General features: G+C 73.7%; 22 protein-coding genes. 8 read left to right on the top strand and 14 right to left on the bottom strand.

The features are described 5' to 3' along the window. Positions 1–5: 5 nt before the first annotated feature. Positions 6–497 carry an acyl-CoA thioesterase gene (locus ACGIF2_RS05320; protein WP_396044281.1) on the top strand — a complete coding sequence of 164 codons (492 nt, stop codon included), beginning with the start codon at positions 6–8 and terminating at the stop codon, positions 495–497. A gap of 12 nt (positions 498–509) precedes the next feature. Here the strand turns inward: ACGIF2_RS05320 and ACGIF2_RS05315 are convergent, their stop codons facing one another. The 4 genes from ACGIF2_RS05315 to ptsP all read right to left on the bottom strand — a co-directional run bounded on the left by ACGIF2_RS05315 (position 510) and on the right by ptsP (position 5,299). Further along, the gene (locus ACGIF2_RS05315) at positions 510–2,132 is read right to left on the bottom strand and encodes an SDR family oxidoreductase (RefSeq protein ID WP_396044279.1); all 1,623 of its coding nucleotides are present in this window, start codon (positions 2,130–2,132) and stop codon (positions 510–512) included. 35 nt (positions 2,133–2,167) lie between these two features. Further along, positions 2,168–3,055, bottom strand: a complete 888-nt coding sequence (locus ACGIF2_RS05310) for an acyl-CoA thioesterase (protein ID WP_396044277.1) — start codon at positions 3,053–3,055, stop codon at positions 2,168–2,170. A 71-nt stretch (positions 3,056–3,126) separates the two neighbouring features. Beyond that, complete coding sequence (locus ACGIF2_RS05305) at positions 3,127–3,540, bottom strand: globin (protein ID WP_396044275.1); 414 nt, start codon at positions 3,538–3,540, stop codon at positions 3,127–3,129. A gap of 67 nt (positions 3,541–3,607) precedes the next feature. Then, positions 3,608–5,299: a phosphoenolpyruvate--protein phosphotransferase gene (ptsP, locus tag ACGIF2_RS05300; RefSeq protein WP_396044272.1), complete on the bottom strand. Its 1,692-nt coding sequence runs from the start codon at positions 5,297–5,299 to the stop codon at positions 3,608–3,610. A 126-nt stretch (positions 5,300–5,425) separates the two neighbouring features. Between ptsP and ACGIF2_RS05295 the strand changes: the two genes are divergently transcribed. After that, on the top strand, positions 5,426–5,656 hold the full coding sequence (locus ACGIF2_RS05295) for a glucose PTS transporter subunit EIIB (RefSeq protein ID WP_396044269.1): 231 nt from the start codon (positions 5,426–5,428) through the stop codon (positions 5,654–5,656). A 43-nt stretch (positions 5,657–5,699) separates the two neighbouring features. On the opposite strand, the gene ACGIF2_RS05290 is transcribed toward ACGIF2_RS05295, so the two are convergent. Next, entirely contained in the window at positions 5,700–6,764 is a 1,065-nt protein-coding gene (locus ACGIF2_RS05290; protein ID WP_396044266.1) for a mechanosensitive ion channel family protein, read from the bottom strand. Next, positions 6,757–9,009 carry a prolyl oligopeptidase family protein gene (locus ACGIF2_RS05285; protein WP_396044264.1) on the bottom strand — a complete coding sequence of 751 codons (2,253 nt, stop codon included), beginning with the start codon at positions 9,007–9,009 and terminating at the stop codon, positions 6,757–6,759. Before ACGIF2_RS05285 ends, ACGIF2_RS05290 begins: the two co-directional genes overlap by 8 nt. Before the next feature lie 106 nt (positions 9,010–9,115). Between ACGIF2_RS05285 and malQ the strand changes: the two genes are divergently transcribed. Then, positions 9,116–11,272: a 4-alpha-glucanotransferase gene (gene malQ, locus ACGIF2_RS05280; RefSeq protein ID WP_396044262.1), complete on the top strand. Its 2,157-nt coding sequence runs from the start codon at positions 9,116–9,118 to the stop codon at positions 11,270–11,272. 55 nt (positions 11,273–11,327) lie between these two features. Here the strand turns inward: malQ and pepN are convergent, their stop codons facing one another. After that, on the bottom strand, positions 11,328–13,949 hold the full coding sequence (gene pepN, locus ACGIF2_RS05275; RefSeq protein ID WP_396044260.1) for an aminopeptidase N: 2,622 nt from the start codon (positions 13,947–13,949) through the stop codon (positions 11,328–11,330). 171 nt (positions 13,950–14,120) lie between these two features. Between pepN and ACGIF2_RS05270 the strand changes: the two genes are divergently transcribed. Both ACGIF2_RS05270 and ACGIF2_RS05265 read left to right on the top strand, forming a co-directional pair. Beyond that, positions 14,121–14,750, top strand: coding sequence for a DsbA family protein (locus ACGIF2_RS05270; RefSeq protein ID WP_396044258.1), 630 nt, complete (start codon positions 14,121–14,123; stop codon positions 14,748–14,750). A 111-nt stretch (positions 14,751–14,861) separates the two neighbouring features. After that, positions 14,862–15,413, top strand: coding sequence for a hypothetical protein (locus ACGIF2_RS05265; protein ID WP_396044256.1), 552 nt, complete (start codon positions 14,862–14,864; stop codon positions 15,411–15,413). 56 nt (positions 15,414–15,469) lie between these two features. On the opposite strand, the gene ACGIF2_RS05260 is transcribed toward ACGIF2_RS05265, so the two are convergent. Then, positions 15,470–17,458, bottom strand: a complete 1,989-nt coding sequence (locus ACGIF2_RS05260) for a M13 family metallopeptidase (RefSeq protein WP_396044254.1) — start codon at positions 17,456–17,458, stop codon at positions 15,470–15,472. Positions 17,459–17,500: 42 nt separating this feature from the next. On the opposite strand from ACGIF2_RS05260, the gene ACGIF2_RS05255 reads away from it, so the two are divergent. After that, positions 17,501–17,950 (top strand): ribose-5-phosphate isomerase, encoded by a 450-nt coding sequence (locus ACGIF2_RS05255; RefSeq protein WP_396044252.1) that lies wholly within the window; start codon positions 17,501–17,503, stop codon positions 17,948–17,950. Between the two features lie 24 nt (positions 17,951–17,974). On the opposite strand, the gene ACGIF2_RS05250 is transcribed toward ACGIF2_RS05255, so the two are convergent. After that, positions 17,975–19,249, bottom strand: coding sequence for a GNAT family N-acetyltransferase (locus ACGIF2_RS05250; RefSeq protein ID WP_396044250.1), 1,275 nt, complete (start codon positions 19,247–19,249; stop codon positions 17,975–17,977). Positions 19,250–19,342: 93 nt separating this feature from the next. Here ACGIF2_RS05250 and ACGIF2_RS05245 point away from each other — a divergent pair, with 93 nt between their 5' ends. Together ACGIF2_RS05245 and ACGIF2_RS05240 are read left to right on the top strand one after the other, a co-directional pair. Then, positions 19,343–20,446, top strand: coding sequence for a PP2C family protein-serine/threonine phosphatase (locus tag ACGIF2_RS05245; protein ID WP_396044248.1), 1,104 nt, complete (start codon positions 19,343–19,345; stop codon positions 20,444–20,446). Between the two features lie 13 nt (positions 20,447–20,459). Continuing rightward, positions 20,460–20,792 carry an MGMT family protein gene (locus tag ACGIF2_RS05240; protein ID WP_396044246.1) on the top strand — a complete coding sequence of 111 codons (333 nt, stop codon included), beginning with the start codon at positions 20,460–20,462 and terminating at the stop codon, positions 20,790–20,792. 48 nt (positions 20,793–20,840) lie between these two features. On the opposite strand, the gene ACGIF2_RS05235 is transcribed toward ACGIF2_RS05240, so the two are convergent. The 5 genes from ACGIF2_RS05235 to cysK form a co-directional block, all read right to left on the bottom strand. Next, on the bottom strand, positions 20,841–21,869 hold the full coding sequence (locus ACGIF2_RS05235) for an LLM class F420-dependent oxidoreductase (RefSeq protein WP_396044244.1): 1,029 nt from the start codon (positions 21,867–21,869) through the stop codon (positions 20,841–20,843). 73 nt (positions 21,870–21,942) lie between these two features. Continuing rightward, complete coding sequence (locus ACGIF2_RS05230) at positions 21,943–22,968, bottom strand: DUF1648 domain-containing protein (RefSeq protein ID WP_396044242.1); 1,026 nt, start codon at positions 22,966–22,968, stop codon at positions 21,943–21,945. Then, entirely contained in the window at positions 22,965–23,318 is a 354-nt protein-coding gene (locus tag ACGIF2_RS05225) for a GntR family transcriptional regulator (protein ID WP_396044240.1), read from the bottom strand. Before ACGIF2_RS05225 ends, ACGIF2_RS05230 begins: the two co-directional genes overlap by 4 nt. Positions 23,319–23,381: 63 nt before the next feature. After that, on the bottom strand, positions 23,382–23,972 hold the full coding sequence (gene epsC, locus ACGIF2_RS05220) for a serine O-acetyltransferase EpsC (RefSeq protein WP_396044237.1): 591 nt from the start codon (positions 23,970–23,972) through the stop codon (positions 23,382–23,384). Position 23,973: 1 nt separating this feature from the next. Then, positions 23,974–24,909 (bottom strand): cysteine synthase A, encoded by a 936-nt coding sequence (gene cysK / locus ACGIF2_RS05215; protein WP_396044235.1) that lies wholly within the window; start codon positions 24,907–24,909, stop codon positions 23,974–23,976. Between the last annotated feature and the right edge of the window lie 469 nt (positions 24,910–25,378).

Raw genomic sequence — 25,378 nt, 5'->3', positions numbered from 1 at the left:
CCGGGATGACCCGACTCCACGTCCCTGTCTCGCTGCGCTGGTCGGACCTCGACGCCTACGGGCACGTCAACAACGTCGCGATGCTCACCCTCCTCGAGGAGGCGCGCATCGAGGTGTTCTGGCGTCACCCCGTGAGCGCCGAGGACCCGTCCGCACCCCGGTGGCCCACAGCTGTCATCGACGCGGGACCGGGCGCCGAGACGTCGACTCTCGTGGCCGCGCAGGAGATCGAGTACCTGCGCCCGCTCGTGTACCGACGTACCCCGGTGACGATCGAGATGTGGATCGGGCGGCTGGGCGGGGCGAGCCTCGACATCTCCTACGAGGTGCGCGAGGCCCCGTCGGGGGCCGACGGCGAGCTGTTCGCGCGCGCGGTCACGACGCTCGTGCTGGTCGACTCGTCGACCGGCGCACCGCGCCGCATCGGGCCGGCCGAGCGTGCCGCCTGGGAGCCGTACGTCGAGGCGCCCGTCGAGCTGCGGCGGCGCAGACACTGACCACCCCCGGGCTCACCGGGTGACGAGCGGGTCCGGACGGTCGGTCCGGGCCCGCTCGGCCGTCTGCGCGGCCTGGGCGACGTTGCGCTGCATCCCGCCGAACACGACCCCGTGGAACAGGTACACGCTCCACCAGTAGAGCTGGCCCAGGAGGCCGTGCGGGTGGAACAGCGCGCGCTGCGCGAAGACCGTCGGCGGGGCGTCCTCGTCGGGGCCGACGGGCTCGACCGTGAGCTCGAGCCACGCCAGGCCGGGCAGCCGCATCTCGGCGCGCAGCCGCAGCAGGTGCCCCGGCACCACCTCCTCGACCCGCCAGAAGTCCACGGCGTCGCCCACCAGCAGCCGACGCGGGTCGCGCCGCCCGCGCCGCAGCCCCGGGCCGCCGAGCAGCCGGTCGGCCAGACCCCGCACGTGCCACGCGAGCGGCCACGAGTACCACCCGCGCTCGCCTCCCACGGCCTCGATCACGCGCCACAGCGCCGCGGGGGAGGCCTCGACCTCGACGCGCCGCTCGTCCACGTACAACGAGCCGCCCGCCCATCCGGGGTCGCTGGGCAGCGGGTCGCTCGGGGCGCCGATGACCGACGCCGAGGACCACCGGGTCACCACGTCCCGGGCGCGCACCCGCTGGAGCGCGAGCTGCACCGCCCGGTCGAAGCCGATCAGCCCGGTGGGCGGATCGGGCACCCAGCGGGCGACGTCGTGCTCGTCGCACACGACCTCGTGCACGAGCGACTCGACGAGCGGCCGCGCGAGCCCCGACGGGACGGGGGTGACGAGCGAGACCCACAGGCTCGACAGCCGGGGCGTGAGCACCCCCACCCCGATGATGACCCGCCGCGGCAGCCCCGCGACGGCCGCGTAGCGCTGCATCATGTCGCGGTAGGTGAGCACGTCGGGGCCGCCGATGTCGAAGCCCCGGCTCACCTCGGGCGGCATCGCGGCCGAGCCGACCAGGTAGCGCAGCACGTCACGGATCGCGATGGGCTGGATGCGGTTGTCGACCCAGCGCGGCACCGTCATCGCGGGGAGCCGCTCGGTGAGGTACCGCATCATCTCGAACGACGCCGAGCCCGAGCCCAGGATGACGGCGGCCCGCAGCACAGTGGTCGGCACGCCCGACGCGAGCAGGATCTCGCCGACCTCGGTCCGTGAGGCCAGGTGCGGGGAGAGCTCCTGACCCTCGGGGTACAGGCCGCCGAGGTAGACGATGCGCCGCACGCCCGCCTCGCGCGCGGCCCGCCCGAACACCAGGGCGGTGTGCCGGTCCCGCTGCTCGAAGCGCCGCCCGGCGCCCAGCGAATGGATCAGGTAGTAGGCGATGTCGACGCCCTCGAGCGCGGGCCTGATCTGGTCGGGCTCGGCGGCGTCGGCCGCTGCGACCTCCACGTCGTCGTACCAGGGCCGTCCGCGCAGGCGTTCGGGGTGCCGCGCGACGGCCCGCACCCGGTAGCCCGCCGCGAGCAGCTCCGGGACGAGCCGTCCGCCGACGTAGCCCGTGACGCCCGTGACGGCCACGAGGGGCGCGTCAGGCCGCGCGCGCCCGTCGGGCCCGAGCCCCGGGACGAGCCCGGGCAGGGTGTCGGCGACGGGCTCGGGGAGCAGGTCGGTGGGGGCGGGTCCGGCATCAGCCATACCGCAGTCTGAGCCGGGGACGCCGGTGGTGCACCTCAGCCCTGCGGGACGCGCACCATGCCCTCCTGCGCGATGCTCGCCACGAGCGTGCCGTCCTGGGCGAAGATGCGGGCCGCACCCAGGCCGCGTCCGCCCTGGCCGCTCGGGCTCGACTGGTCGTACAGCAGCCACTCGTCGACGTGCACGTCGCGGTGCCACCACATCGCGTGGTCGAGGCTCGCGATCGACAGCCCGGGGGCGGCCCAGCTCTGGCCGGCCCGGCGCAGCACGGGTTCGAGCATGACCTGGTCGCACGCGTACGCGAGCAGCGCGCGGTGCAGCAGCTGGTCGTCGGGCACCGGGCCGCGCGCACGCATCCACACGCGCTGACGGTCGGGGGTGGCCGGGTCTGGCCGCAGGTAGATCGGCTGATCGACGTGCCGCATGTCGAACGGCGTCTCACGCGCCCAGAACGTCGCGAGCGGGTGGTCCGCTGTCGAGAGCTGCGTGAGCACGGACGGCAGGTCCTCGGGGGCGGGGACGACGGGCAGGGGCTCGGCGTACTCGATGCCCGGCTGCGCCTCCTGGAACGAGGCGATCATCGACAGGATGGGCGTGCCGCCCTGCAGGGCGTGCGTGCGCCGGGCCGTGAAGGACCGGCCGTCGCGCAGTCGCTCGACCGCGAACTCGATGGGCTCGCGCACGTCGCCCGCCCGCAGGAAGTACCCGTGCAGCGAGTGCGGCAGCCGTCCGTCGGGCACCGTGCGCCCGGCCGCGAGCAGCGCCTGGGCCAGGACCTGCCCGCCGAACACGCGCCCGCCCGGCTGAGCCAGGCTCTCCCCGGTGAAGACGTCAGCGGTGCCGGGGGCCGGCACCACGTCGAGGATGTCGAGCACGGCGCGGACCGGGTCGTGCTCGTCGGGGAGAGCGGGCTGCGAAGTCATCGGGTACGTACCTGCCAACGTCGGGGGGATGGTGGAGGCAGCGTCTCACGCCGGGGGCGTGCTGCCAGGAGTCAGTCGTCGAACGTGTTGATCATCGAGTGGGCGGCGCGCTCGAGGTAGTCCCACAGCTGCGCGTGGTGCAGCGGGGCCAGCCCGAGGGAGTCGACCGCGGCGCGCATGTGCGTGAGCCACCGGTCGCGGGCGTCGGGGTTCACCTTGTACGGCGCGTGGCGCATGCGCAGGCGGGGGTGGCCGCGCGTCTCGGAGTACGTGCCGGGGCCGCCCCAGTACTGCTCGAGGAACAGGGTCAGGCGTTCGGTCGCGGGCCCCAGGTCCTCCTCGGGGTACATGTCGACCAGCACCGGGTCGGTCGCCACCCCGCGGTAAAACTCCTCGACGAGCCGCACGAAGGTCTCGTGGCCACCGATGGCCGCGTAGAGCGTGTCGGCGCGGAGGGGCGAGTCGTCAGGGGCGGTCGAGGTCACCCGCACAGTCTCCCATCGTCGTCGCCGCGGGCAGCCGTGGCCTGCGCCACACCGTCGGTGCGCGCGCCTACAGCCCGAGCTCCGCGAGGACGGGCAGCTCGGCGCGGACCCGCGCACGGGCGGCCGCGGCGGTCGGTGCGCTCAGCGCGAGCTCGGCGAGCCGGCGGCACTCGTCCGACGTGACGGCGGCAAGCACGGCGGCGACGTCGGGCAGCGCGCGCGGGGTCATCGACAGCGAGCTCACCCCGAGCCCGACGAGCACGACTGCGAGCGCGGGGGAGGCCGCCGCCTCGCCGCACACCCCCACGGGCCGGTCCTGCTGGGCTCCGCCCGCGCACGTCGTCGCGATCAGCTGGAGCACGGCGGGCTGCCACGGGTCGGACAGCTCGGCGACAGTCCCGAGCAGCCGGTCCGCGGCCATCGTGTACTGCGTGAGGTCGTTCGTGCCGATGCTCGCGAACTTGGCGCTGGCCAGGATCGAGCCGGCCATGAGCGCGGCGCTGGGCACCTCGACCATGACCCCGGCGACGTCGAGGCCGTGCCGGGCGGCGCGGGCCACGAAGTCCTCGGCCTCGTCGACCGTCGCGACCATGGGGGCCATGACCCACACGCGGGCCTGCTCCGCGGCTGCGGCCTGCGCGATCGCGGTGAGCTGGTCCTCGAGCACCTCGGGGTGCGCCGCGGCGGTCCGCAGCCCGCGCACGCCCAGCGCCGGGTTGGCCTCGGTGTCGCTCGTGAGGAACGGCATCGGCTTGTCGGCCCCGGCGTCGAGGGTGCGGACCACGACCTTGCGCCCCGGGAACGCCGCGAGCACCTGACGGTACGCGGCGACCTGCTCGGCGACGCTGGGCGCGTCGGTGCGGTCGAGGAAGCCGAACTCGGTGCGCAGCAGCCCCACGCCCTCGGCACCCGCCTCGGCCGCGGCGGGTGCGTCGCGCGGGTCGCCCACGTTCGCGAGCAGCTCGACGCGGCGACCGTCAGCGGTGCGGCCCTCACCGCTGAAGACGCGCACCTGCGCGGCGAGCGCGAGCGCGGCGGCGACCTGCTCGTCCTGCGGGTGCACGGTCACGGTGCCCGTCGCGCCGTCCACGAGCACCAGGTCGTCGTCGACCACGTGCCCCGTGACCCCCCGGGCCGCCACGACCGCGGGGATGCCGAGGGCGCGCGCGAGGATCGCTGTGTGCGACGTCGGTCCGCCCGACGCGGTGGCGATGCCGAGCACCCGGGCCGGGTCGAGCGTCGCGGTCAGTGCCGGGGCGAGATCCTCCGCGACGAGCACGAACGGTTCGGCGTGCTCGGGCAGGCCCGGTGCCGGTCGGCCCGTGAGCTGGGCGACGATCCGGTCGCGCACGTCAGCGATGTCCCGGGTCCGCTCGGCGAAGTACCCGCCGAGGGCCTCGAACTGGGCCGAGACCTCGGCGGCGGCCTCCCACACGGCACGCTCGGGCACCAGGTGGTCGTGCAGCACCCGGCGCTGGGCGTCAGCGACGAGCGTGGGGTCCGCGGCGATCGTGGCTGTGGCGCGGAGCACCTCCTGGCTCTCGCCCTGCGCGCGGTCCGCGTCGGCGTCGAGCATCGCGCGCACCTGCTCGGCGGCCGGGCCGATCCGCTCGGCAGCGACGCCCGGGTCCTCGCCGGGTGCGAGGCGGCGTCCGGACGGCGGCTCGGGAACGGGGTCCGGCAGCCGGACGCACGGTCCGACCGCCCGACCAGGGCTCACCGCGATGCCGGTGACCACGATGGGTTGGGGTGCGCTCACGTCCGGGACCTCCTCGTCACCCGACGAGTGTTCACCTGCAGAGCCGGGCTGCGCCAGCCGGGCGAGCGCGGACTACCCTTGGTCGAAGGTGCGCGCATGTCCCCTGCGTGACCGAGAAGGAGTTCGATGAGCAAGGCAGAGCAGATCCTCGCGGCACTGGGCGGCGAGGCGAACGTGGTCGATCTGGAACCGTGCATCACCCGGCTGCGCGTCGAGGTGACGGACCCGCAGCACGTGGACGAGGCAGCCCTCAAGGCGTCGGGCGCGTTCGGCGTGGTGCGTTCGGGGCGCGTCATCCAGGTGATCGTCGGCCCCGAGGCCGACAACCTCGCGGCCGAGCTCGACAGCCTGCGCTGACCGCGAGCGGCGGCCCGCGGCCGAAGGGTCGCGGGCCGCGGGCTCACGACTCCCGCGGCGTCGACGAGCCCTCGTCACGGTGCTGGGCCAGCAGGTCGCGCTGGCCACCGAGCGGGATCCCGGCCTCCTCGAGCACGCGTCGCACGGCGACCCGGAGCTGACGGGCCACCTCCCACTGCATCGCCGGGTCGGTCTTGACGGCGACCTGCAGCGTCACAGCCTCGACGCTGAGGTCCTCGATCCCCGTGACCACCGGGTCCTCGCGCAGGTAGTGCCCCACCACGGTGTCGGAGGCGACCTCCGCCGCGGCCTGCGTGAGCAGCGTCCGCACACGGTCGAGGTCGGCGAAGTAGTCGACCTTCACCTCCACGACGGCCCGCGCCCACACCTGCGTCTTGTTCCCGACGCGGGTGAGCGTCCCGTTCGGCACGTACCAGAGCGTCCCGTTGCCGTCCCGGAGCTTGGTCACCCGCAGCGCGACGGCCTCGATCGTGCCGGTCGCGGGGCCGAGGTCGACCACGTCGCCCACGCCGTACTGGTCCTCGAGCAGGATGAAGATCCCGGCCAGGAAGTCCTTGACGACGCTCTGCGCGCCGATGCCGAGCGCGACGCCCACGATGCCCGCCGAGGCCACGAACGGCGCCAGGTTGACCCCGAGCTGGTCGAGCACCAGCAGCAGACCGATCGTGCCGACCGCGATCGTGGCGACCGAGCGCAGCACGGTGCCGAGGGTGCGGGCCCGCTGCGCGCGGCGGGCCGTGGCCAACGGGTTCGCCCGCGACAGCTTGGCGCCGACCTCGCTCTGGCCGAGCGGGCGCAGGACGCCCCGCTCGTAGAACGGGGTCCCCTCGGCGAGGTGGTTCGTGATCGAGCGGATCATGCGTCGCAGGACCAGGAGGGTGATCGCGCCGACGACGACGATGACGAGGATCTTGAGGGGTGCGTCCAGGAGCCAGGCGAAGGCGTTCTTCGTGCCCTCCTTGACCTCGTCGGTGTCGGGCAGGCCGAACGGCGTGGCCGTTCCGGACGCCGTGGCGGACCCCGACGGCGACGGCGCCGGGGTCGCGGTGAGGAGCGCGGTGCGGAGCACGGTGACCACGTCAGCCACGGTCCACCTCCTTTCCCGTCAGACCGGTGCGGTCTGCGACGAACTGGAGCTGCTCGACCGTGAGCGCGACGGTCCGGGACAGGGCCCGCCCGCCGTGCCCGACGCCCGTCTCGCGCCGGACCAGAACCGGGCGCAGGGCCGGGCTGCCGCTCGTCGCGGCCTGCAGCGCGGCAGCCAGCTTCCGTGCGTGCAGCGGGTCGACGCGGGTGTCGCCCTCGAACACGGTGAACAGCGTCGCGGGGTACTCGGTGCCCTCGACCACCCGGTGGTAGGGCGAGTAGCCCAGCAGCCAGTCGAGCTCGCGCGGCACGTCGGCGTCGCCGTACTCGTCGGTCCAGGTGACCCCGAGGCCGAAACGCTGGTAGCGCACCATGTCGAGCAGCGGCGCGGAGCAGACCACGGCCGCGAACAGGTCCGGGCGCTGGGTCAGGGCCGCACCGACGAGCAGACCGCCGTTGGACCCGCCCCAGCACGCGAGCCGGTCGGGGCTCGTCCAGCCGTCCGCGACGAGCTGCTCGGCGATCGCGTGGAAGTCGTCGAACACGTTCTGCTTGTCGCCGCGGCGTCCGGCCCGGTGCCACTCCTCGCCCTCCTCGCCGCCGCCGCGCAGCTGGGCCACGACGTACACCCCGCCGGCCTCGACCCAGGCCAGGGTCGCGGCCGAGTACGCGGGGTCGAGCGAGACCTGGAAGCCGCCGTAGCCGTAGAGGATCGTGGGGGCCTCGGCGAGGGGGCGCCCGTCGGCGTCGAGCGTGTCGGCCCGGGCGACGACGAACGCGCGGACGGTCGTGCCGTCCTTGCTCGTGGTCTCGAGCTGGTGGACCCGCACGTCGGGCACGTCGGCCAGGGCGCCGGGCGGCGCGGCCCACACCGTGGTCGTCAGCGTGGCCGCGTCGAGCACGTGCACGGTCGAGACGGTCGTGTGGTCGGTGTAGGAGAACCACACGTGGCGCCCGCCCTCGGGGCGCGTGACCAGGCCCGAGACGGACCCGAGGCCCGGCAGCCGCACGTGGCCGGCTTCGCCCGGGAGCTGCTCGCCGGTGCGCGGGTCGTGGACCGTGACCTCGCTCACCGTGTGCCGGCGACGGCTCACGAGCAGCAGCTCGGGGTCGTGGCCCCCGGGGCCCGCGTCGTCGCCCGCGTCGGTGAACGCGACGTCCTCGAGCACAGCGACCGGGTCCTCGGCGAGCAGCGTGCGCCAGTGCGCGACGCCCGGCGACGTCGGGTCGGTCACCGCGAGCCGGCCGCGGGGCGCGTCGAGGTCGGTGTGCAGGTAGAGGCGACCGTCACGGCCCACCCAGGCGTGGGTGCCTGCGTCGACGCCCACCACGACCTCGGTGAATCGCGGGGCCTCGAGGGCGAGGGGCGAGCGCGGGTCCTGCGTGCCGCCTGCGGTCAGGTCGGCGATCCACACGTCGGTGCGCGGTGCGGTGCCTGCCGACGCCGAGACCGTCAGCCAGCGTCCGTCGCGCGTGAGGGCGACGCCGTAGTAGTTCGTCATGTCCATCCCGGCGCCGAAGATCTCGACGTCCTGGTCCGGGTCGGTGCCCACGCGGTGCAGCCACACCCGCCGGTGGTACTGGCGCTCGTCGGCCGCCACGTCCTCAGGCGGGAGCCGGCGCACGTAGTAGAACGCCTCGCCGCCGGGCACCCAGGCGACGGGGGAGTAGCGAGCCCGGTCGATCGGGCCGTCCACGAGCTCACCCGTGGCGACGTCGAGCACGTGCAGCACGCTCTCCTCGGTGCCGCCCGCCGAGACCTGGTACGCGAGCAGGTGCCCCTCCTTGCTGGGCTGCCAGGCGTCGAGCGTCGTGGTGCCCGCGGGATCGAGGTCGACGGGGTCGAGCAGCACCCGCTCGCGCACGGCGCCGGGCTCGTGCGGGTCGGGCTCGACCACGACGAGCACAGCGTGCTCCTGGTCGCCGGTGCGCCGCATGAAGAACCGCCGGTCTCCGCGCCAGGCGGGGGCGCCGACGAAGCCCGCGCCGAGCAGCGCCTGCAGCCGGGCCGTGAGCACGGGCGTCGACCAGGGGCCGTCCTCGGCCGTGGCGGCCGCGAGCCGGTCGCGGAAGGTCCCGTAGAGCGAGTCCTGGGCCGTCGACCACGCCACCGTCTCGGGAGCCTCGACGTCCTCGAGCCAGCGGTACGGATCGGCGACGGGCCGTCCGTGCAGGTCCTCGACGAGGTCGTCGCGGCGGGCCGGGGGGTAGGTCGGGATCGGGCGAGCAGCGGGCACGGGCGTCATGCTGGCGAAGCCTACGTCGAGCCGCTGGAGCACCCACGCAGGAACTCGTGGCCGTGTTCACGGCCTGCTCACGCCCAAGATCGTCGCGCTCTGGCAGGATCGACGCGTGAGCGCAGCGACCGAGGCCCCGAGCGAGCAGCTGCTGCGCCTCGGCGCGGCCTACGGCGTGGTGCCCGACCACTGGGGGTACGACGGGACGCTGCAGCAGGCGTCGGCAGCGACGCTCGTCGCGGTGCTGGCCGCCCTCGGCGTGGACGCGTCCTCGCCCGAGCGCGTCGAGCTCGCGATCCAGCACGTCGAGGACATGCCCTGGCGGCGGACGCTGCCGCCCGTGGTCGTGGTGCGGCAGGGGCGGCACGCGCACGTCCCGGTGCACGTGCGGCACGGCGACCCCGTGACCGCGTGGATCGAGCTCGACCCCGAGGTGGGCGGCGGCCGGCACGAGGTCACCCAGGCCGACGTCCCGGTCGACCCGCGGACCGTCGACGGGCGGCTCGTGGGTCGCGCGACGTTCACCGTGCCCATCGACCTGCCGCTCGGGTGGCACGAGCTGCACGCCAGCGGCCCGAGCGCCGACGCGTGGTGCGCCCTGGTCGTCACCCCCGAACGCCTCGAGCTGCCCGAGCCGCTGCGCGACGGCGGCCGGGGGTGGGGCTTCATGGCGCAGCTGTACTCGGTGCGCTCGCGCCAGTCGTGGGGCGTGGGCGACCTCGCGGACCTGGCCGAGCTGGCCTGGCTCTCGGCACGCCGCTGCGGGGCGGACTTCCTGCTGGTCAACCCGTTGCACGCGGCCGAGCCGTCCGAGCCGATGACGCCGTCGCCGTACCTGCCCACGTCGCGGCGGTTCGTGAACCCGCTGTACGTCCGGGTCGAGGACGTGCGCGAGACCGCGTACCTGTCGGCCGCGGACCGTGCGCTGGTCGAGTGGTCGGCCGAACCGGCCCTCGCGCTCGACACGGACCCCGGCCCGATCGACCGCGACACTGCGTGGACAGCGAAGCGTGCCGCGCTCGAGGTCGTGTTCGCGGTGCCCCGGTCGGCTGCTCGGCAGGCGGCGTTCGACGAGTTCTGCGAGCAGGAGGGCCCGGGGCTCGAGGACTTCGCCCTGTGGTCCGCGCTCGCCGAGCGCTACGCCGGTCTGCCGTGGCCGGACGAGGCGCGTGAGGTCGGCTCCGAGCTCGTGGCCCGGGCACGGGTCGAGCTCGCGGACCGCATCGAGTTCCACACCTGGCTGCAGTGGGTGGCCGACGAGCAGCTCGGCACCGCGCAGCGCACGGCACGTGACGGCGGCATGGCGATCGGGATCATGCACGACCTCGCGGTCGGTGTGCACCCCGAGGGGGCCGACGCGTGGGCGCTCGGTGACGTGCTCGCGCACGGGGCGACGGTCGGCGCACCGCCCGACATGTACAACCAGCAGGGCCAGAACTGGTCCCAGCCGCCGTGGATCCCCGACGCGCTGGCCCGGGCCGGCTACCGCCCGTACCGCGACATGCTGCGCTCGGTGCTGCGGCACGCGGGGGCGATCCGGATCGACCACGTGATCGGCCTGTTCCGGCTGTGGTGGATCCCGGAGGGTGCGGACCCGTCGCAGGGCGCGTACGTGCGCTACGACCACGAGGCGCTGCTGGGCATCCTCGCGCTCGAGGCGCACCGCGCCGGCGCCGTGGTGATCGGCGAGGACCTGGGCGTGTTCGAGCCGTGGGTGCGCGACTACCTGAGCGAGCGGGGCATCCTCGGCACCTCGATCCTGTGGTTCGAGAAGGACCACGCGGGCAACCCGCTGGCCGCCGAGCACTACCGGCGCCTCGCGCTCGCCACCGTGACGACGCACGACCTGCCGCCCACCGCGGGCTACCTCGCGGAGGAGCACGTGACGCTGCGGGACCGCCTGGGCCTGCTCGACGAACCGGTCGAGACCGTGCGCAAGGACGCCCGCGCCGAGCGTGAGGCGATGCTCGCCGCGCTGCGGGCCCGCGGGCTCGTCACGGACGACCCGTCCGAGCGTGAGGTCGTCGAGGCGTTGCACCGCTACGTGATCGAGACGCCCGCGGTGCTGGTGGGGGTCTCGCTCGCGGACGCCGTGGGGGAGCGCCGCACCCAGAACCAGCCCGGCACCGACCGCGAGTACCCGAACTGGAAGGTGCCGCTCGCGGACGGTGCGGGCCAGCTGGTGCTGATCGAGAACCTGTTCACCACCCCGCGCCTGCGTTCGCTCGTGGCGGCCATCGACCGCAGCCTGCACCCGGACGACGCCGACTGAGCAGACCGTCCCCGGTCCCCGGGGCCGTCGGTCGACGCCCCCGGGGAACCGCGGGTCAGGCCTTGGCGCGGTCGGCCTCCTGCGCGGCCAGCGCGCGGCGCACGCCGTCGCGGGACTCGACCAGGAGCCGGCGCAGCGCGGCCGGGGCGTCGGGGTGCGCCTCGAGCCACGCGTCGGTCAGCGCGAGCACGTCGACGCGGTCGTCGCCGGCCAGGTCGGTCGGGTAGAGGCCCAGCACCAGGTTCTGCGCCATCTCGCTCGTGCGGGACTCCCAGACGCCCTCGAGGGCCGCGAAGTACGGCTCGACGTACGGCATCAGCAGGCCCAGGTTGTGCACGCGGCCGAACCCGTTGATCGTCGCGGTCTGGACCGCGTTGGGCAGCTCGTCCGACTCGACCAGCGCGGCCCACGCGGCGGCCTTGGCCTCGGGCGTGGGCACCGCGGCACGCGCGGCCGCTGCGGCCCGCTGGCCCGTGGCCGTCGCGTCAGCCTTGAGCTGCGCGGCGATCTCGGCCTCGCCCGCCCGGCCACCGGTGACGAGCGACGTGAGGAGCTCCCAGCGCAGGTCGGTGTCGATGCTCAGCCCCTCGAGCGTGCGCGAGCCGTCGAGCAGCCCCGCGACGGCGTCGAGCTGCGCCGCGGCCTGGGCGCGGCCCGCGAACGCCTTGACCAGCTGGAGCTGGGTGTCGGAGCCCGCGGCGGCCTGCTCGGCGAGCTCGAGCAGGCGGTCCGCGGCGGCGACGTCGGTCGCCTGGCGGTGCTCGGGGGCGACGTACAGGTCCAGGCTCGTGCTGAGCTGCCGGAGCAGCACCTGCACCACCGTCGAGTCGGTCTCGTGCGCGACGTTCCGCAGCACGAGGTCGACGAAGTCGCGGGCGGGCGCCTCGCCGTCACGGGTGGCGTCCCAGGCCGCGGTCCACACCAGGGTCCGGGGCAGCGAGTCCGTGAACCCGGAGAGGTGCTCGGTCGCGGTCGCGAGCGAGTGCTCGTCGAGCCGGACCTTCGCGTAGGCGAGGTCGTCGTCGTTGACGAGCAGCAGGTCGGGACGACGCACCCCCACGAGCTCGGGCACCTCGGTCCGCGCGCCGTCGACGTCGAGGACCACGTGCACGGTGCGCTCGAGGCGGGTCGCGCCGGCCTCGTCGGCCACCACGTCGTAGCCACCGATCGCGAGGCGGTGCGGACGCTGGACGGGGTGCTCGGCGGGCACCTCCTGGAGCACAGCGAACGACGTGATCGTCTCGGTGCCGTCGGCCGCCACCTCGGTGGTCAGCTCGGGGCGCAGCAGGGTCACGCCGGACTGCTCGAGCCACAGCGTCGACCAGCCGCTCAGGTCGCGTCCGCTCGTCGTCTCGAGCTCGGTCAGCAGGTCACGCAGCTCGGTGTTCCCCCACGAGTGCTTCGCGAAGTAGGCGCGGACCCCCGCGAGGAACTGCTCCTGGCCCACCCAGGCCACGAGCTGCTTGAGCACGCTCGCGCCCTTGGCGTAGGTGATGCCGTCGAAGTTGACCTCGACGTCCTCGAGGTCGCGCATGTCGGCGACGATCGGGTGGGTCGAGGGCAGCTGGTCCTGGCGGTAGGCCCAGTTCTTCTCGAGCGAGGAGAACGTGGTCCACGCGCTCGTCCAGCGGGTGGCCTCGGCCGCGGCGAGCGTCGAGGCGTACTCGGCGAACGACTCGTTGAGCCACAGGTCGTCCCACCAGCGCATCGTCACGAGGTCGCCGAACCACATGTGGGCGAGCTCGTGCAGGATCGTCACGGCGCGGCGCTCGACCGTGGCCTCGGGCACCTTGGAACGGAACACGTAGCTCTCGAGGAACGTGACGGCGCCCGCGTTCTCCATCGCGCCCGCGTTGAACTCGGGGACGAAGAGCTGGTCGTACTTCGCGAACGGGTACGGGACGCCGAACGCCTCCTCGTAGAACGCGAACCCGGCGCGCGTCACGTCGAGGATGTTGTCGGTGTCGAGGTGCTGCGCGAGCGACGAACGGCAGTAGACCCCGAGCGGGACGGTCCGGCCGTCGCTGCTCGTGAGCTCGCTGTGCTCGGCGTGGTACGGGCCCGCGATCACGGCGGTGATGTAGCTCGAGATGCGCGGCGTGGTCTCGAAGGTCCACGTGGCCGTGCCGTGGTCGCGTCCGCCGTTGCGGTTGTGGCCGCCCTCGACCGGCACGGGCTCGCCCACGGCGGGGTAGTTGGACACCACGGTCCAGTGCGCGGGCGCCGTGACGCGGAACGTGAACGTGGCCTTGAGGTCGGGCTGCTCGAAGACGGCGAACACGCGGCGCGAGTCGGCCACCTCGAACTGGGAGTACAGGTAGACCTCGTCGTCGACGGGGTCCACGAAGCGGTGCAGGCCCTCGCCCGTGGTCATGTACGCGGCGTCCGCGACGACCACGAGCTCGTTCTCGGCAGCGAGGTCCTCGAGGTGGATGCGTGAGTCGGCGAACACCTCGGCGGGGTCGAGCGGACTCCCGTTGAGCACGACCTCGTGCACCGTCGGGGCGATCAGGTCGACGAACGTGCTCGCGCCCGGCGTCGCCGTGAAGCGGATCGTCGAACGGGACGCGAACGTCGTGGGGCCCGTGGTCAGGTCGAGGTCGATCTCGTAGGAGTCGACGGACACGACGTCTGCGCGGGCTCGCGCCTCGTCACGGGTGAGGTTCTCAGCGGGCACGCGGGATCTCCTTCGACGGTGGGGGCCGGGCTCGTGGCCGTCCTGATCATCCCACGGAGCCTGGTCCGTACCCGGATGAGGACCGGCGGCGAGGACGGTGCCACCACCTGCCGGAATGCGGACCCGGCTCAGCGGGTTGACCGGACGACGCCCCGACACCGAGGAGACACCATGACCGAGCCGCTCCCCACCGCGCCCACCCGTCGCCGGATAGACGTCTGGTTCGACCCCGCGTGCCCTTGGGCGTGGATGACCTCGCGCTGGGTCGAGGAGGTCGAGAAGGTCCGCGACGTCGACGTCCGCTGGCACGTGATGAGCCTGTCGGTGCTCAACGAGGGCCGTGACCTGCCCGAGGAGTACCGCACGATCATGGCCGAGGCCTGGGGTCCGGTGCGCGTCCTGATCGCCGCGGCGCAGGAGCACGGCGAGAAGCACCTCAAGCCGCTGTACGACGCGATGGGCACGCGGCGCCACCCCGGAGGACGCAACGACACCGCGGCGATCGTGGCCGAGTCGCTCGCCGAGGTGGGTCTGCCGGCCGAGCTCGCCCAGGCCGCGGGCACCGACGCGTACGACGACGCGCTGCGTGCCTCGCACGCGCAGGCCATGGCCCTCGTGGGTGAGGACGTCGGCACCCCCGTGGTCGCGGTCGACGGCGTGGGCTTCTTCGGTCCGGTCGTCACCCCCGCACCGCGCGGCGAGGACGCCGGGCGGCTGTTCGACGGGCTCGCGCTCATCACGTCGGTGCCGGGCTTCTACGAGCTCAAGCGCACCCGCACCGACGGTCCCCGCTTCGACTGACGCACCCGCGTGGCCCGTGCGGCGCGCTCGGGCGGGTGGAGCAGGATCGGCCGCTGTGTGATGCTGGTCCGCGCGCCCGTGCCGCCGGCACGGCGGACGTGAGGGGTGAGCATGGCAACGGCCGCAGGTGGCACTCAGCTGAGCCGCGGGATGAAGGTCTTCCTCGGGGTCGACGTCGTGCTCGTCGCGATCTTCCTCGTGGTCCTGGTGATGGTCGTCGGAGGTTCCGGTGGTTCCGAGGACGCGGGCCGGGCCGACGCGCAGGACGTCTCGGTCCCGTCAGCGGGATCGGCGACCCCGGCGGCCGACGACGACGCGGCGCAGGTCGAGCCCGCGGCGTTCTCGCTGCCGAGCGGCAACATCGCGTGCAAGATGACCACCGACGGCGTCACGTGCACGATCGCGAGCGCCGTGTTCGCGCTCGAGGGTGCCGAGACGTGCGCGGCGACCGAGGAGAACGTCTTCGTCGTCGACGCCGACGGCGCGAGCACGCCGTGCGCCGAGGAGCGGGCCGCCGACCCCGACGCGACCGAGCTGCCCTACGGCCGCTCGACCAGCGTGGGGGACTACACGTGCACGAGCGCGACCGACGGCGTCACGTGCGTCGACGGCGCGGGCACGGGGTTCCGCCTCTCGCGCAGCGCCTACACCGCGCTGCCCTGACCTGCACGCCACGGCCCGCGTCACGTCGATCGTGACGCGGGCCGTGGCGTGTCCGGCTACCAGATGCGCACGCGCTCCTCGGGGGCCAGGTACAGCGCGTCCTCGGGCTGGACGTCGAACGCGTCGTAGAACTCGTCGACGTTGCGCACCACGCCGTTGCAGCGGAACTCGTCGGGGGAGTGCGGGTCGGTCGCGATGCGGCGGATCGCCTCCTCGTCGCGGTACTTGCCCTGCCACGCCTGCGCGTAGCCGAGCAGCACGCGCTGCACGCCCGTCTTCCCGTCGATCACGGGCGCCTCGTCGAGCGGACGCCCGAGCGCGATGCGGTAGGCCTTGAGCGCGATCGACAGGCCGCCCAGGTCACCGATGTTCTCGCCGATGGTCAGCGCGCCGTTGACGTGGTGCGAGCCGTCGAGCTGCCGGGGCGAGAAGGCCGAGTACTGGTCGACGAGAGCCTTGGTCCGCCGGTCGAACTCGGCGCGGTCCGCCTCGGTCCACCAGTCCTCGAGACGGCCGTCACCGTCGTACTTGGAGCCCTGGTCGTCGAACCCGTGCCCGATCTCGTGCCCGATCACGGCGCCGATGCCGCCGTAGTTGACGGCGTCGTCGGCCTCCGCGTCGAAGAACGGCGGCTGCAGGATCGCGGCCGGGAAGACGATCTCGTTCATCCCGGGGTTGTAGTAGGCGTTGACCGTCTGCGGGGTCATGAACCACTCGTCACGGTCGATCGGCTTGCCGATCTTGTTCAGCTCGCGGTCCTGCTCGAACGCCGACGCGCGCCGCACGTTGCCGACCAGGTCGTCCGCCCGCACCTCGAGCGCCGAGTAGTCGCGCCACTTCACCGGGTAGCCGATCTTGGGCGTGAACGCGTCGAGCTTCGCGAGGGCCTTGGCGCGGGTCTCCTCGCTCATCCACTCGAGCGAGCTGATCGACTCGCGGTACGCCTCGACGAGGTGGTCGACGAGCACGTTCATCTTGTCCTTGTGCGTGGGCGGGAAGTGCCGCTCGACGTACACCTCGCCCACGGCCTCGCCGAGCACGCCCTGCACCAGGCTCACGCCGCGCTTCCAGCGGGCACGCAGCTCCTGGGCTCCCGTGAGGGTGCGGCCATAGAAGTCGAAGTTCGCCTCGACGAGCTCGTGCGACAGGTACGGCGCCCGCGAGCTGATGACGTGGTAGGCGAGCCACGCCTTCCAGTCGTCGAGGGGCAGCTCGGTCCACAGCGTGGCGAAGGCCTCCGCGAACGACGGCTCCTGGACCACCAGGTCGTCGAGCGAGCCCTCGGGGGCGCCGAGCGCCCGCGCCCACGCGGCCCAGTCGAAGCCGGGGGCGGTCTCGGCCAGCGCGGCCAGCGTCATGGGGTTGTACGTGAGGTCGGCGTCGCGGTCCTTGACCACGTCCCAGTGACCCGCAGCGAGCCGGGTCTCGAGCGCGAGCACGCGCCCCGCGGCCTCCTCGGCCTGCGCCTCGTCCGCGGCGAAGCCCCCGAGCCGCAGCATGCGCGCCACGTGCGGACGGTAGGCCGTGAGCACAGCGGCGTACTGCTCGTCGCGGTAGTACGACTCGTCGGGCAGCCCGAGCCCGGACTGGGCGAGGTACACGACGTAGCGCGTCGGGTCCTTCGCGTCGTTGTCGACCCAGAACCCGACGGCCCCCGCCGCGCCCGAGCGCTGCAGCTCCCCGAGCGCGACGGTGAGCCCGGCGGGGTCCGAGGCCTGCTCGACGAGCTCGAGGTCGGCGCGCAGCGGCTCGGTGCCGGCGGCCTCGACCGCGTCCTCGTCCATGAAGCTCGCGTACAGCGCGCCGATCTTGGCCTGCACGCCGGTGGGGTCCTCGCCCTCGCCCGCGGCCTGTGCCGCGTCGGTGATGATGTCGCGCACCTGCTCCTCGGCGCGGTCGTGCAGGGCCCGGAACGCACCGTCAGCGGCGCGGTCGGCCGGGATCTCGTGCGTCGCGAGCCATCGTCCGTTGACGTGTCCGTACAGGTCGTCCTGGGGGCGGGTGTCCGGGTCGAGGGCTGACAGGTCGATTCCGCTGTGCGTCATAGCAGCAGGCTAAGTCACCTGGGCTGCGGCAAGATGGTTGCCATGCGTATCCACGTCGCCACAGACCACGCCGGTTATGAGCTGAAGGTCGCTCTTGTCGAGCACCTCAAGGGGGAGGGGCACGACGTCGTCGACCACGGCGCGTTCGAGTACGACGCGCTCGACGGCTACCCGCCGTTCTGCTTCTCTGCCGGTGAGGCCGTCGCGGCCGAGCCCGGCAGCCTCGGCGTCGTGCTGGGCGGATCGGGGAACGGCGAGCAGATCGCCGCGAACAAGGTGCGCGGCATCCGTGCGGCCCTCGCCTGGAAGCCCGAGATCGCGGTGCTGGCCCGCGCGCACAACGACGCGAACGTCGTGGCGCTCGGTGCCCGGCAGCACACCGTCGAGGAGGCCCTCGCGATCGTGGACGCCTTCGTCGCGGAGCCGTTCAGCGGGGACGAGCGCCACCTGCGCCGCATCGAGATGATCGACGCGTACGTCGCTGCGCACTGACGCCCGTCCCCACCAGCGGCCGGTCTAGAACCCCCAGTTGCACAGCGGGGCCGACGGCCAGGAGAACGCGGTGCTCGTCGCCTGGAGGGTTCCCGCGCGGTGCTCGGTGACGAGCCCCGCGCGGCCGGCGGCCTGGAGCGAACGCCCACCCAGGTAGGCCGCCCCCAGGTCGCTCACGTCGAGCGTGACGTCGGCCGGCTCGTCGGTGCGGACGACGCGCGCCTCGCTCGTGCCGTCGGGGGCGGTCGCCCCCGTGGTCAGGCGCCAGCGGCCCGCGTTCGCGGGCACGAGCCGGTCGCTGACCTCGAGCACCACGTCGAGCGGGGCCGACCAGCGACGCGCGCCCAGTGCCGCGGGGACGTCGAGCAGGCGGACCCACACGTTGTCGCTGATCCGCGGCTCCGAGCTGCGGGGGTCCAGCAGCAGCGTCCGCAGCCGGTCGTCGACCGCGAGCCGGCCCGTGCGGACGCTCGACGTGAGGTCCATGTCGAGCATGAACGACCACAGCCGGTGTGCCGAGGCGGCGTCGACAGCTGACGACTCGCGCACCTGGACCGTGGACCTCGCGACGTTGTCGACCCACTGCTCCTTGCGGCGCAGCAGCGCGTACGCCCGCGGTGCGCCGTCCGGGCCGTGGACCGTGACGATGCGAAGGGGCTCGGCGCCCTCGCGCCAGGCCGGCGGATCGGACAGCGCCCGGCGCTGGAGCTCGTCGGTACGCCGCCGGATCCAGCCGGGCCGCGCGGCCCCCGCCTCGTCGAGCACCTTCTCGACGAGCGGGCTGTGCACGGCGGGGTCGAGCCGCCCGAAGCGGACCGTCAGCTCGTCCGAGCCGGCCACCTCGCGCAGCGCGGCCCGGCGCGCGAGGGTCAGCGACACCTCGTCCGCCGCGGAGCCGTAGCCGAAGCGTCCGTAGATCGTGTGCTCGGCCGCATAGAGCGCCGAGACCGGTTCGCCACGGTGGAGCGAGCGTTCGAAGTGGGTGTCGATCATCGCTGAGAGCAGCCCTCGCCGCCGCTGGTCGGGCCGGACACCGACCCAGGTCAGCCCCGCGCAGGGCACGCTCGCGCCGCCCGGCACCGGCAGCAGGAACTCGAACGACGCGTGCACCGCGGCGAGGTGGCCCTCGGGGTCCTCGACCCCCATGGTGCGGTCCCACTCGAGCGTGAGCGGCACCTGGGCCGCGGTCTCCGCGTCGGGCTCGAACCCGAAGGCGAGCTGGTCGATCTCGGTGAACTCGTCCTTGCGGGACTCGGGGACCTCGACGACGCGGTAGCCGCCAGGCAGTGGTGGGGTCATGCCCGCCATGGTGCCCCGGCGGCACCGTGTCGTGCAGCACATTTCCCGTGGGAGCGTCCGCGGACAGTCTGGGGCGCCGACTACGCTCCCCGGGTGGCCACCCCGACGATCGGCATGCTGCGCGTCCCCGGGCTGTCGCCCGGCGCGCGGGCACGGATCCGACGGGCCCGCCTCGCCTCGCAGGCCTCGCTGACCTGCTTCCTCGTGGTCCTCACGGTGACCGCCGCGGCGCTGGTCGTGGTGAGCGACGAGTGGCTGCCGGTGTCGGTGCTGATCCTCGTGCAGCTGCTCGGGGCGTTCCTGCTGCGGCTGCGCGGCATGGTCGTGCTGTGCGCCGCCGTCGTGGCGAGCCTGCTCGCGATCAGCCTGTCGCAGGTCGAGGCGATCACCGCGGGCGAGGTCGCCGTGCAGGGCGTCTCGATCCTCGCGCTGCTCGTGTTCGCGTGGCAGCGCGAGCGGCTCGGGCTGCAGGGCGCCCCGGGTGGCCTGATGCTGGTCGATCTGCGGGACCGGCTCGCCGCGCACGGCCGGATCCCGCGGCTGCCGGCGCAGTGGCGGGTCGACAGCGCCCTGCGCTCGGCGCACGCGGAGGCGTTCTCGGGGGACTTCGTCGTGGCCAGCACGAACGACGGCGGGCGGCTGCTCGAGATCGCGGTCGTCGACGTCTCGGGCAAGGGCCAGGAGGCAGGCGTCCGGTCGCTGCTGCTCTCGGGGGCGTTCGGCGGCCTGCTCGGCGCGATGCCCCCCGATCAGTTCCTGCCCACCGCGAACGCGTACCTGCTGGACCAGGACTGGGACGAGGGGTTCGCCACCGCGATCCACGTCACCGTCGACCTGCAGACCGGGGCGTACACGGTCGCGTCCGCCGGGCACCCGCCCGCGGTCCAGCTGCACCAGGGCTCCGGGCGGCTGGACGTCGTCGACAGCGTCGGGGCGCCCGCGCTGGGCATCGTGCCCGACCTGCGCATCCAGGCCGTCGAGGGACACCTCGCGCCGGGAGACACCCTCATGCTGTACACCGACGGCCTGATCGAGGTGCCGGGCCACGACGTCGGACTGGGCATCGACCGGCTCATGGGCGCGGCCGAGCGGCTGGTCGCGACCCGGCGCGGCGGTGCCGAGGCCGTGCTGGCCGAGGTCCGGGCAGGGGAGAGCGACGACCGCGCCCTCGTCCTGGTCCACCGCGACCCGTCCTGACCTGGAGGATCCTGTGGACGAGGAGTACGCCGAGGCCGTGCTCGACCTGGTCGAGCAGGTGCCGGCCGGTCGCGCCATGACGTACGGCACGGTGGCCGAGGTCGTCGCGGACGGCTTCGTGCTCGCGGGGGGCCGGGCGCGCGGTGGCCCGCGCCAGGTCGGCGCAGTGCTCGCACGGATGGGCGCCCGCGTGCCGTGGTGGCGTGTCGTCAACGCCGCCGGGCATCCGCACGACCCTGCGCGAGCGCTCGCACACTACGCGGCGGAGGGCACGCCCCTGACGTCCGACGGCCAGCGGGTCGCCTTGCGACGGGCCATCTGGTTCCCGGACGACCCCGAGGACTGACGGGCCCCGGACGACCCGCCGACCGGACGACGCGCACCGGCGCGGGGATCAGGCCAGCAGCTCCGCGACGACAGGCAGGGTGCGCGGGTCGGCCTGCACGAGCATCGTCGTGATCGCGGTGCCCTTCCAGGCGGGCAGCTGGGCGCGGATCGCGTCGGGTGGTCCCACGAGGGCGACGTCCTGCACCAGCTCGAGCGGCACCGCAGCGGTCGCCTCGGCGCGACGGCCCGCGAGGTAGTGCGCCTGGATCTCGTCGCACGCCTCCGCGTACCCGAGTCGGTCCAGCACGTCCCGGTGGAAGTTCGCCCCCTTCGCGCCCATGCCGCCCGCGTACAGCGCGATGAACGGACGGACCACGTCGGCCGCCTGCTCGACGTCGTCGCCCACCACCACGGGCACCGTCGCTGTGACCTCGAACTCCTCGACCGGGCTCGCACCGGCACCACGCCGCGCGAACCCCTCGGCAAGGAGCTCGCGGTACGTCGCGTCCATGCGGGGCGAGTAGAACATCGGCAACCAGCCGTCGGCGATCTCGGCCGCGAGCGCGACGTTCTTCGGACCCTCGGCCGCGAGGTGGATCGGCAGGTCGGCGCGCAGCGGGTGCACAGTCGAGCGCAGCGCCTTGCCGAGCCCGGAACCGCCCACGTACGGCAGCTGGTAGAAGTCGCCGTCGTACGTCACGGGCGCCTCGCGGGCCAGGACGTCCCGCACGATCGCGACGTACTCGCGGGTGCGGGCCAGGGGGCGCGGATAGGGCTGGCCGTACCAGCCCTCGACGACCTGCGGACCCGAGGCGCCCAGCCCGAGCACGAAGCGCCCGCCCGAGAGGTGGTCGAGCGTGAGCGCAGCCATCGCCGTGGCGGTCGGGGTGCGGGCGGCGAGCTGCGCGATCGCGGTGCCGAGCCGGACGGTCGTGGTGCGCGAGCCCCACCAGGCCAGCGGGGTGAACGCGTCCGACCCGTACGCCTCGGCGGTCCACACCGAGTCGAGCCCGAGACGATCGGCAGCGAGGACGGCCTCCTGCGCGCCCCGCGGCGGACCTGCTGGCCAGTAGCCGGTGTGGTAGCCCAGACGCATCGTCGCATCCCTCATCTCGTCGTCGAGAGACCCCATCCTGCCCGGTGCGGGCGTCGGGTGCGGGGTGGGGCGGTCACGACCCGGTCGCGGACCTCTCGCGACCCGCCAGGGTGTTGAGCAGGGCTGCACCCGTCGCGGCGTCGTCGACCGTGACGACGAAGCTCCGGCCGCCGGTGCGCTCGACCCGCAGGGCCTCGCCCTTGCGCAGCACGATCCCCGCCGTGCCGCCCGCGCCGACGCGGTAGCCCCACCCGCCGAACTGCCGCAGCGGTGCGACCTGGACGACCTCGGCGTGCAGCACCTCGTCGGCCGGGACGGTCGCACGCGGCAGGCCGAGCACCGAGCGGACCCGCAGCCCGCGCCGGTCGACCGTCACTGTGAACCGCACGTGAGCGACGACCAGCGCGAGAGCGAGCAGGAACGGCGCCACGGCCGGGGCCGCGGTGGGCGCCGCAGACGTGGTCACGAGCGCGATCGCCGTCATCGCGACGATCGCGACCAGCAGCGGGCGGCTCGTGACCTGCCGCACCCAGGTAGCGCGCTCCTGGTGGCCGAGGGCGAGGTGCGGCGCGTCCGCCGGGACCGCGGTCGTCGCGGGCATCGCGGCGTCGCCCGGGGTCAGCGCCGCGGCCAGGGCGCCGACCACGGCGCCCACGACGATCGGCAGCAGCGTGATCGAGGAGCCCACGACCACCTGCGCAGCGTCGTCGAGGCCCCGCTGGGCCCACAGCGCACCCAGGGTGGCGGCCGAGGTCAGTGTGGCCCCGCCCGCGGCGAGCCCCGTCCCCATGCGGCGGACGGTCGAGGCGCGCCCGAGCCGCACGGCGATGGCCCACCCGCCGACGGCGAAGGCGGCACCGAACGCCAGGCCCTGCACGACGAACGACGCGGCACTCGTGAACTCGTCGGGCCCGTGCGTCCCGAAGTGCGAGGCCACGGGATCCGGCAGGTCGGGGTACCAGGACCGGGCGACCAGTGCGGTGGCCACGAGCACGAGCGCGGGAACGCCCAGCCCCAGCACCGTGGAGACGAGCCGGTGGGGGGCATGGACCCGCGCGGCGCTCGTGGCGTCGGCGGTTGTGGGTCGGGGCGCGGTCATCGCAGGGCCTCCCGGAGCAGGGCGGTGGTCGTCTCGGGCGACAGCCCGAGCTCGCGGGACAGGTGCACCACGTGCTCGACGGCCTGCTGGAGCGGTGCGTACCCCCGGGCGGCCTGCTCGCTGACCACGGCGCCGCGCCCGCGTCGGAGCTCGATCAACCCTTCGTCGCGCAGGTCCTGGTAGGCGCGCAGCACGGTGTGGAGGTTGATGTCGAGCGAGGACGCGAGGTCGCGGGCCGAGGGCAGGCGGGTGCCGGTCGTGAGGTCGCCGCGCACGATGCCGACCCGGACCTGGTCCGCGAGCTGCGCGAACAGGGGGTCGGGTGACGAGGGGTCGACACGGAAGAGCACCCGTCGAGCATAGTTGTTAGCGCACAACTAGAACAAGTCTGTCGGTGCCGGGCCGGGCAGGCGTCAGATGTAGATCGCCGGGTCGTCGACCTCGGACTCGGGCAGCGACACCGCAGGGCGTCGGCGGATCTCCGCGGGCACGCCCACGGCCACCGAACCCGGGGGGACGTCCTTGAGCACCACGGCATTCGCGCCGATCTGGGCGCCGTCGCCGATCCACACCGGACCGAGGATCTTGGCGCCGGTACCGACCACCACGCCGTCGCCGAGCGTCGGGTGCCGCTTGCCGGTGCGCATCGCCTTGCCGCCGAGCGTCGCGCCGTGGAACAGCACCACGTCGTCGCCCACGACTGCCGTCTCGCCGATCACGACCCCCATGCCGTGGTCGATGAACAACCGTCGACCCAGCACGGCCGCGGGGTGGATCTCGATGCCCGTGGCGGCCCGCGTCGCCTGCGAGAGCAGACGCGCGGGCAGCCGCAGCGCAGGCTCGCGCCACATGCGGTGCGTCAGGCGGTAGGCCCAGACGGCGTGGACCCCCGGGTACCCCAGGGCGACCTCGAGGTTCGAGCGCGCCGCCGGGTCACGGCGGCGCGCTGCCTCGAGGTCCTCACGCAGCACGCGTGCGAACCGGTTGAGCGTGGGAAGGGGCACGTCAGTCCATCAGGTCCGAGAAGAGGATCGACGTCAGGTAGCGCTCGCCGAACGACGGGATGATCACGACGATGAGCTTGCCCGCGTTCTCGGGGCGCCCCGCCAGCTGGATCGCGGCGTCGAGCGCGGCACCGGACGAGATGCCGACGAGCAGGCCCTCCTCCTTGGCGGCGCGACGTGCGACCTCCACGGACGTCTCCGCGTTGACGTCGATGATCTCGTCGTAGACCTTCTGGTCGAGGATCTCGGGGACGAAGTTCGCGCCGATGCCCTGGATCTTGTGCGGGCCGGGAGCCCCGCCGTTGAGGATCGCCGACTCGGCCGGCTCCACCCCGACGATCTGCACGCCCGGCTTGCGCTCCTTGAGCACCTGCCCGACGCCCGTGATGGTGCCGCCCGTGCCGATGCCCGCGACCAGGATGTCGACCTCGCCGTCGGTGTCGGCCCAGATCTCCTCGGCCGTGGTGCGACGGTGGATCTCCGGGTTGGCCTCGTTCGCGAACTGACGGGCCAGCACCGAGCCGGGACGGGACGCCGCGATCTCCTCGGCCTTGGTCACCGCGCCCTTCATGCCCTCCGAGCCGGGCGTCAGCACCAGCTCGGCGCCGTACGCACGGAGCAGGGCGCGGCGCTCCCTCGACATCGTCTCGGGCATCGTGAGCACCACGTCGTAGCCGCGCGCCGCACCGACCATCGCGAGCGCGATGCCGGTGTTGCCGCTCGTGGCCTCGACGATCGTGCCGCCCGGAGCCAGCTGGCCGGACGCCTCAGCGGCGTCGACGATCGCGACCCCGATCCGGTCCTTGACCGAGCTCGCGGGGTTGTAGAACTCGAGCTTCGCGACGACGGTCGCCCCGAGCCCAGCGGTCAGCTTGTTGATGCGCACGAGCGGGGTGTTGCCGATCAGCTTCGTCGCGTCGTCGTAGATGCGTGCCATGTCGTCCTCGTCTGAACGGGACCGCTGTGGGCGGCCAGGGGGCGCCGGCGCGAGCGCGCGCGGCGATGGTGCGAGGTGGGGCGAGCGCTGGCGCAGGGACAGGTGCCCGACGTCGGGGCCTCCACCGATGGGCGGAGCGGCCAGCGCTCTATCGACAGCAGCGCGTGCGACAGCAGTGCGTGGGAGCGCAGAGCGTCGAGGCGCTGACGACCGAACAGGAGGAGGTGGCGTGCGTGCGCGTACGCATCGTGCTCACCCTCTTCCCCGGTCGGCGGTCGCAGATCCCCTCGACGCTATCCCGTCGCGCTGACGTGCGCAAAGGTCATCCACGCAGAACGGAACACCGTCGCGCTGGTCCGCATTCCGCGGGGCGTGGGCCGCACGCGGTCGCGGGACGTCAGAGGGGTTTGCGTCAGCGCATCGTGGGTGCGCGGGGGGGGGGGGGGGGTCGACCCCCCCCCCCCACCGA

The organism is Cellulomonas sp. P22, assembly GCF_044392165.1.
This window is presented reverse-complemented; position numbering and strand designations above follow the sequence as displayed.

Bases quoted from the DNA above. Each gene is read 5' to 3' on its own strand.
- ACGIF2_RS05265 (WP_396044256.1), top strand. From the start codon at position 14,862: ATGGCAACGGCCGCAGGTGGCACTCAGCTGAGCCGCGGGATGAAGGTC.
- ACGIF2_RS05260 (WP_396044254.1), bottom strand. From the start codon at position 17,458: ATGACGCACAGCGGAATCGACCTGTCAGCCCTCGACCCGGACACCCGC.
- ACGIF2_RS05295 (WP_396044269.1), top strand. From the start codon at position 5,426: ATGAGCAAGGCAGAGCAGATCCTCGCGGCACTGGGCGGCGAGGCGAAC.
- ACGIF2_RS05320 (WP_396044281.1), top strand. From the start codon at position 6: ATGACCCGACTCCACGTCCCTGTCTCGCTGCGCTGGTCGGACCTCGAC.
- ACGIF2_RS05310 (WP_396044277.1), bottom strand. From the start codon at position 3,055: ATGACTTCGCAGCCCGCTCTCCCCGACGAGCACGACCCGGTCCGCGCC.
- ACGIF2_RS05250 (WP_396044250.1), bottom strand. From the start codon at position 19,249: ATGACCCCACCACTGCCTGGCGGCTACCGCGTCGTCGAGGTCCCCGAG.
- ACGIF2_RS05270 (WP_396044258.1), top strand. From the start codon at position 14,121: ATGACCGAGCCGCTCCCCACCGCGCCCACCCGTCGCCGGATAGACGTC.
- ACGIF2_RS05235 (WP_396044244.1), bottom strand. From the start codon at position 21,869: ATGCGTCTGGGCTACCACACCGGCTACTGGCCAGCAGGTCCGCCGCGG.
- cysK (WP_396044235.1), bottom strand. From the start codon at position 24,909: ATGGCACGCATCTACGACGACGCGACGAAGCTGATCGGCAACACCCCG.
- ACGIF2_RS05255 (WP_396044252.1), top strand. From the start codon at position 17,501: ATGCGTATCCACGTCGCCACAGACCACGCCGGTTATGAGCTGAAGGTC.
- ACGIF2_RS05230 (WP_396044242.1), bottom strand. From the start codon at position 22,968: ATGACCGCGCCCCGACCCACAACCGCCGACGCCACGAGCGCCGCGCGG.
- ACGIF2_RS05315 (WP_396044279.1), bottom strand. From the start codon at position 2,132: ATGGCTGATGCCGGACCCGCCCCCACCGACCTGCTCCCCGAGCCCGTC.
- ACGIF2_RS05285 (WP_396044264.1), bottom strand. From the start codon at position 9,009: ATGACGCCCGTGCCCGCTGCTCGCCCGATCCCGACCTACCCCCCGGCC.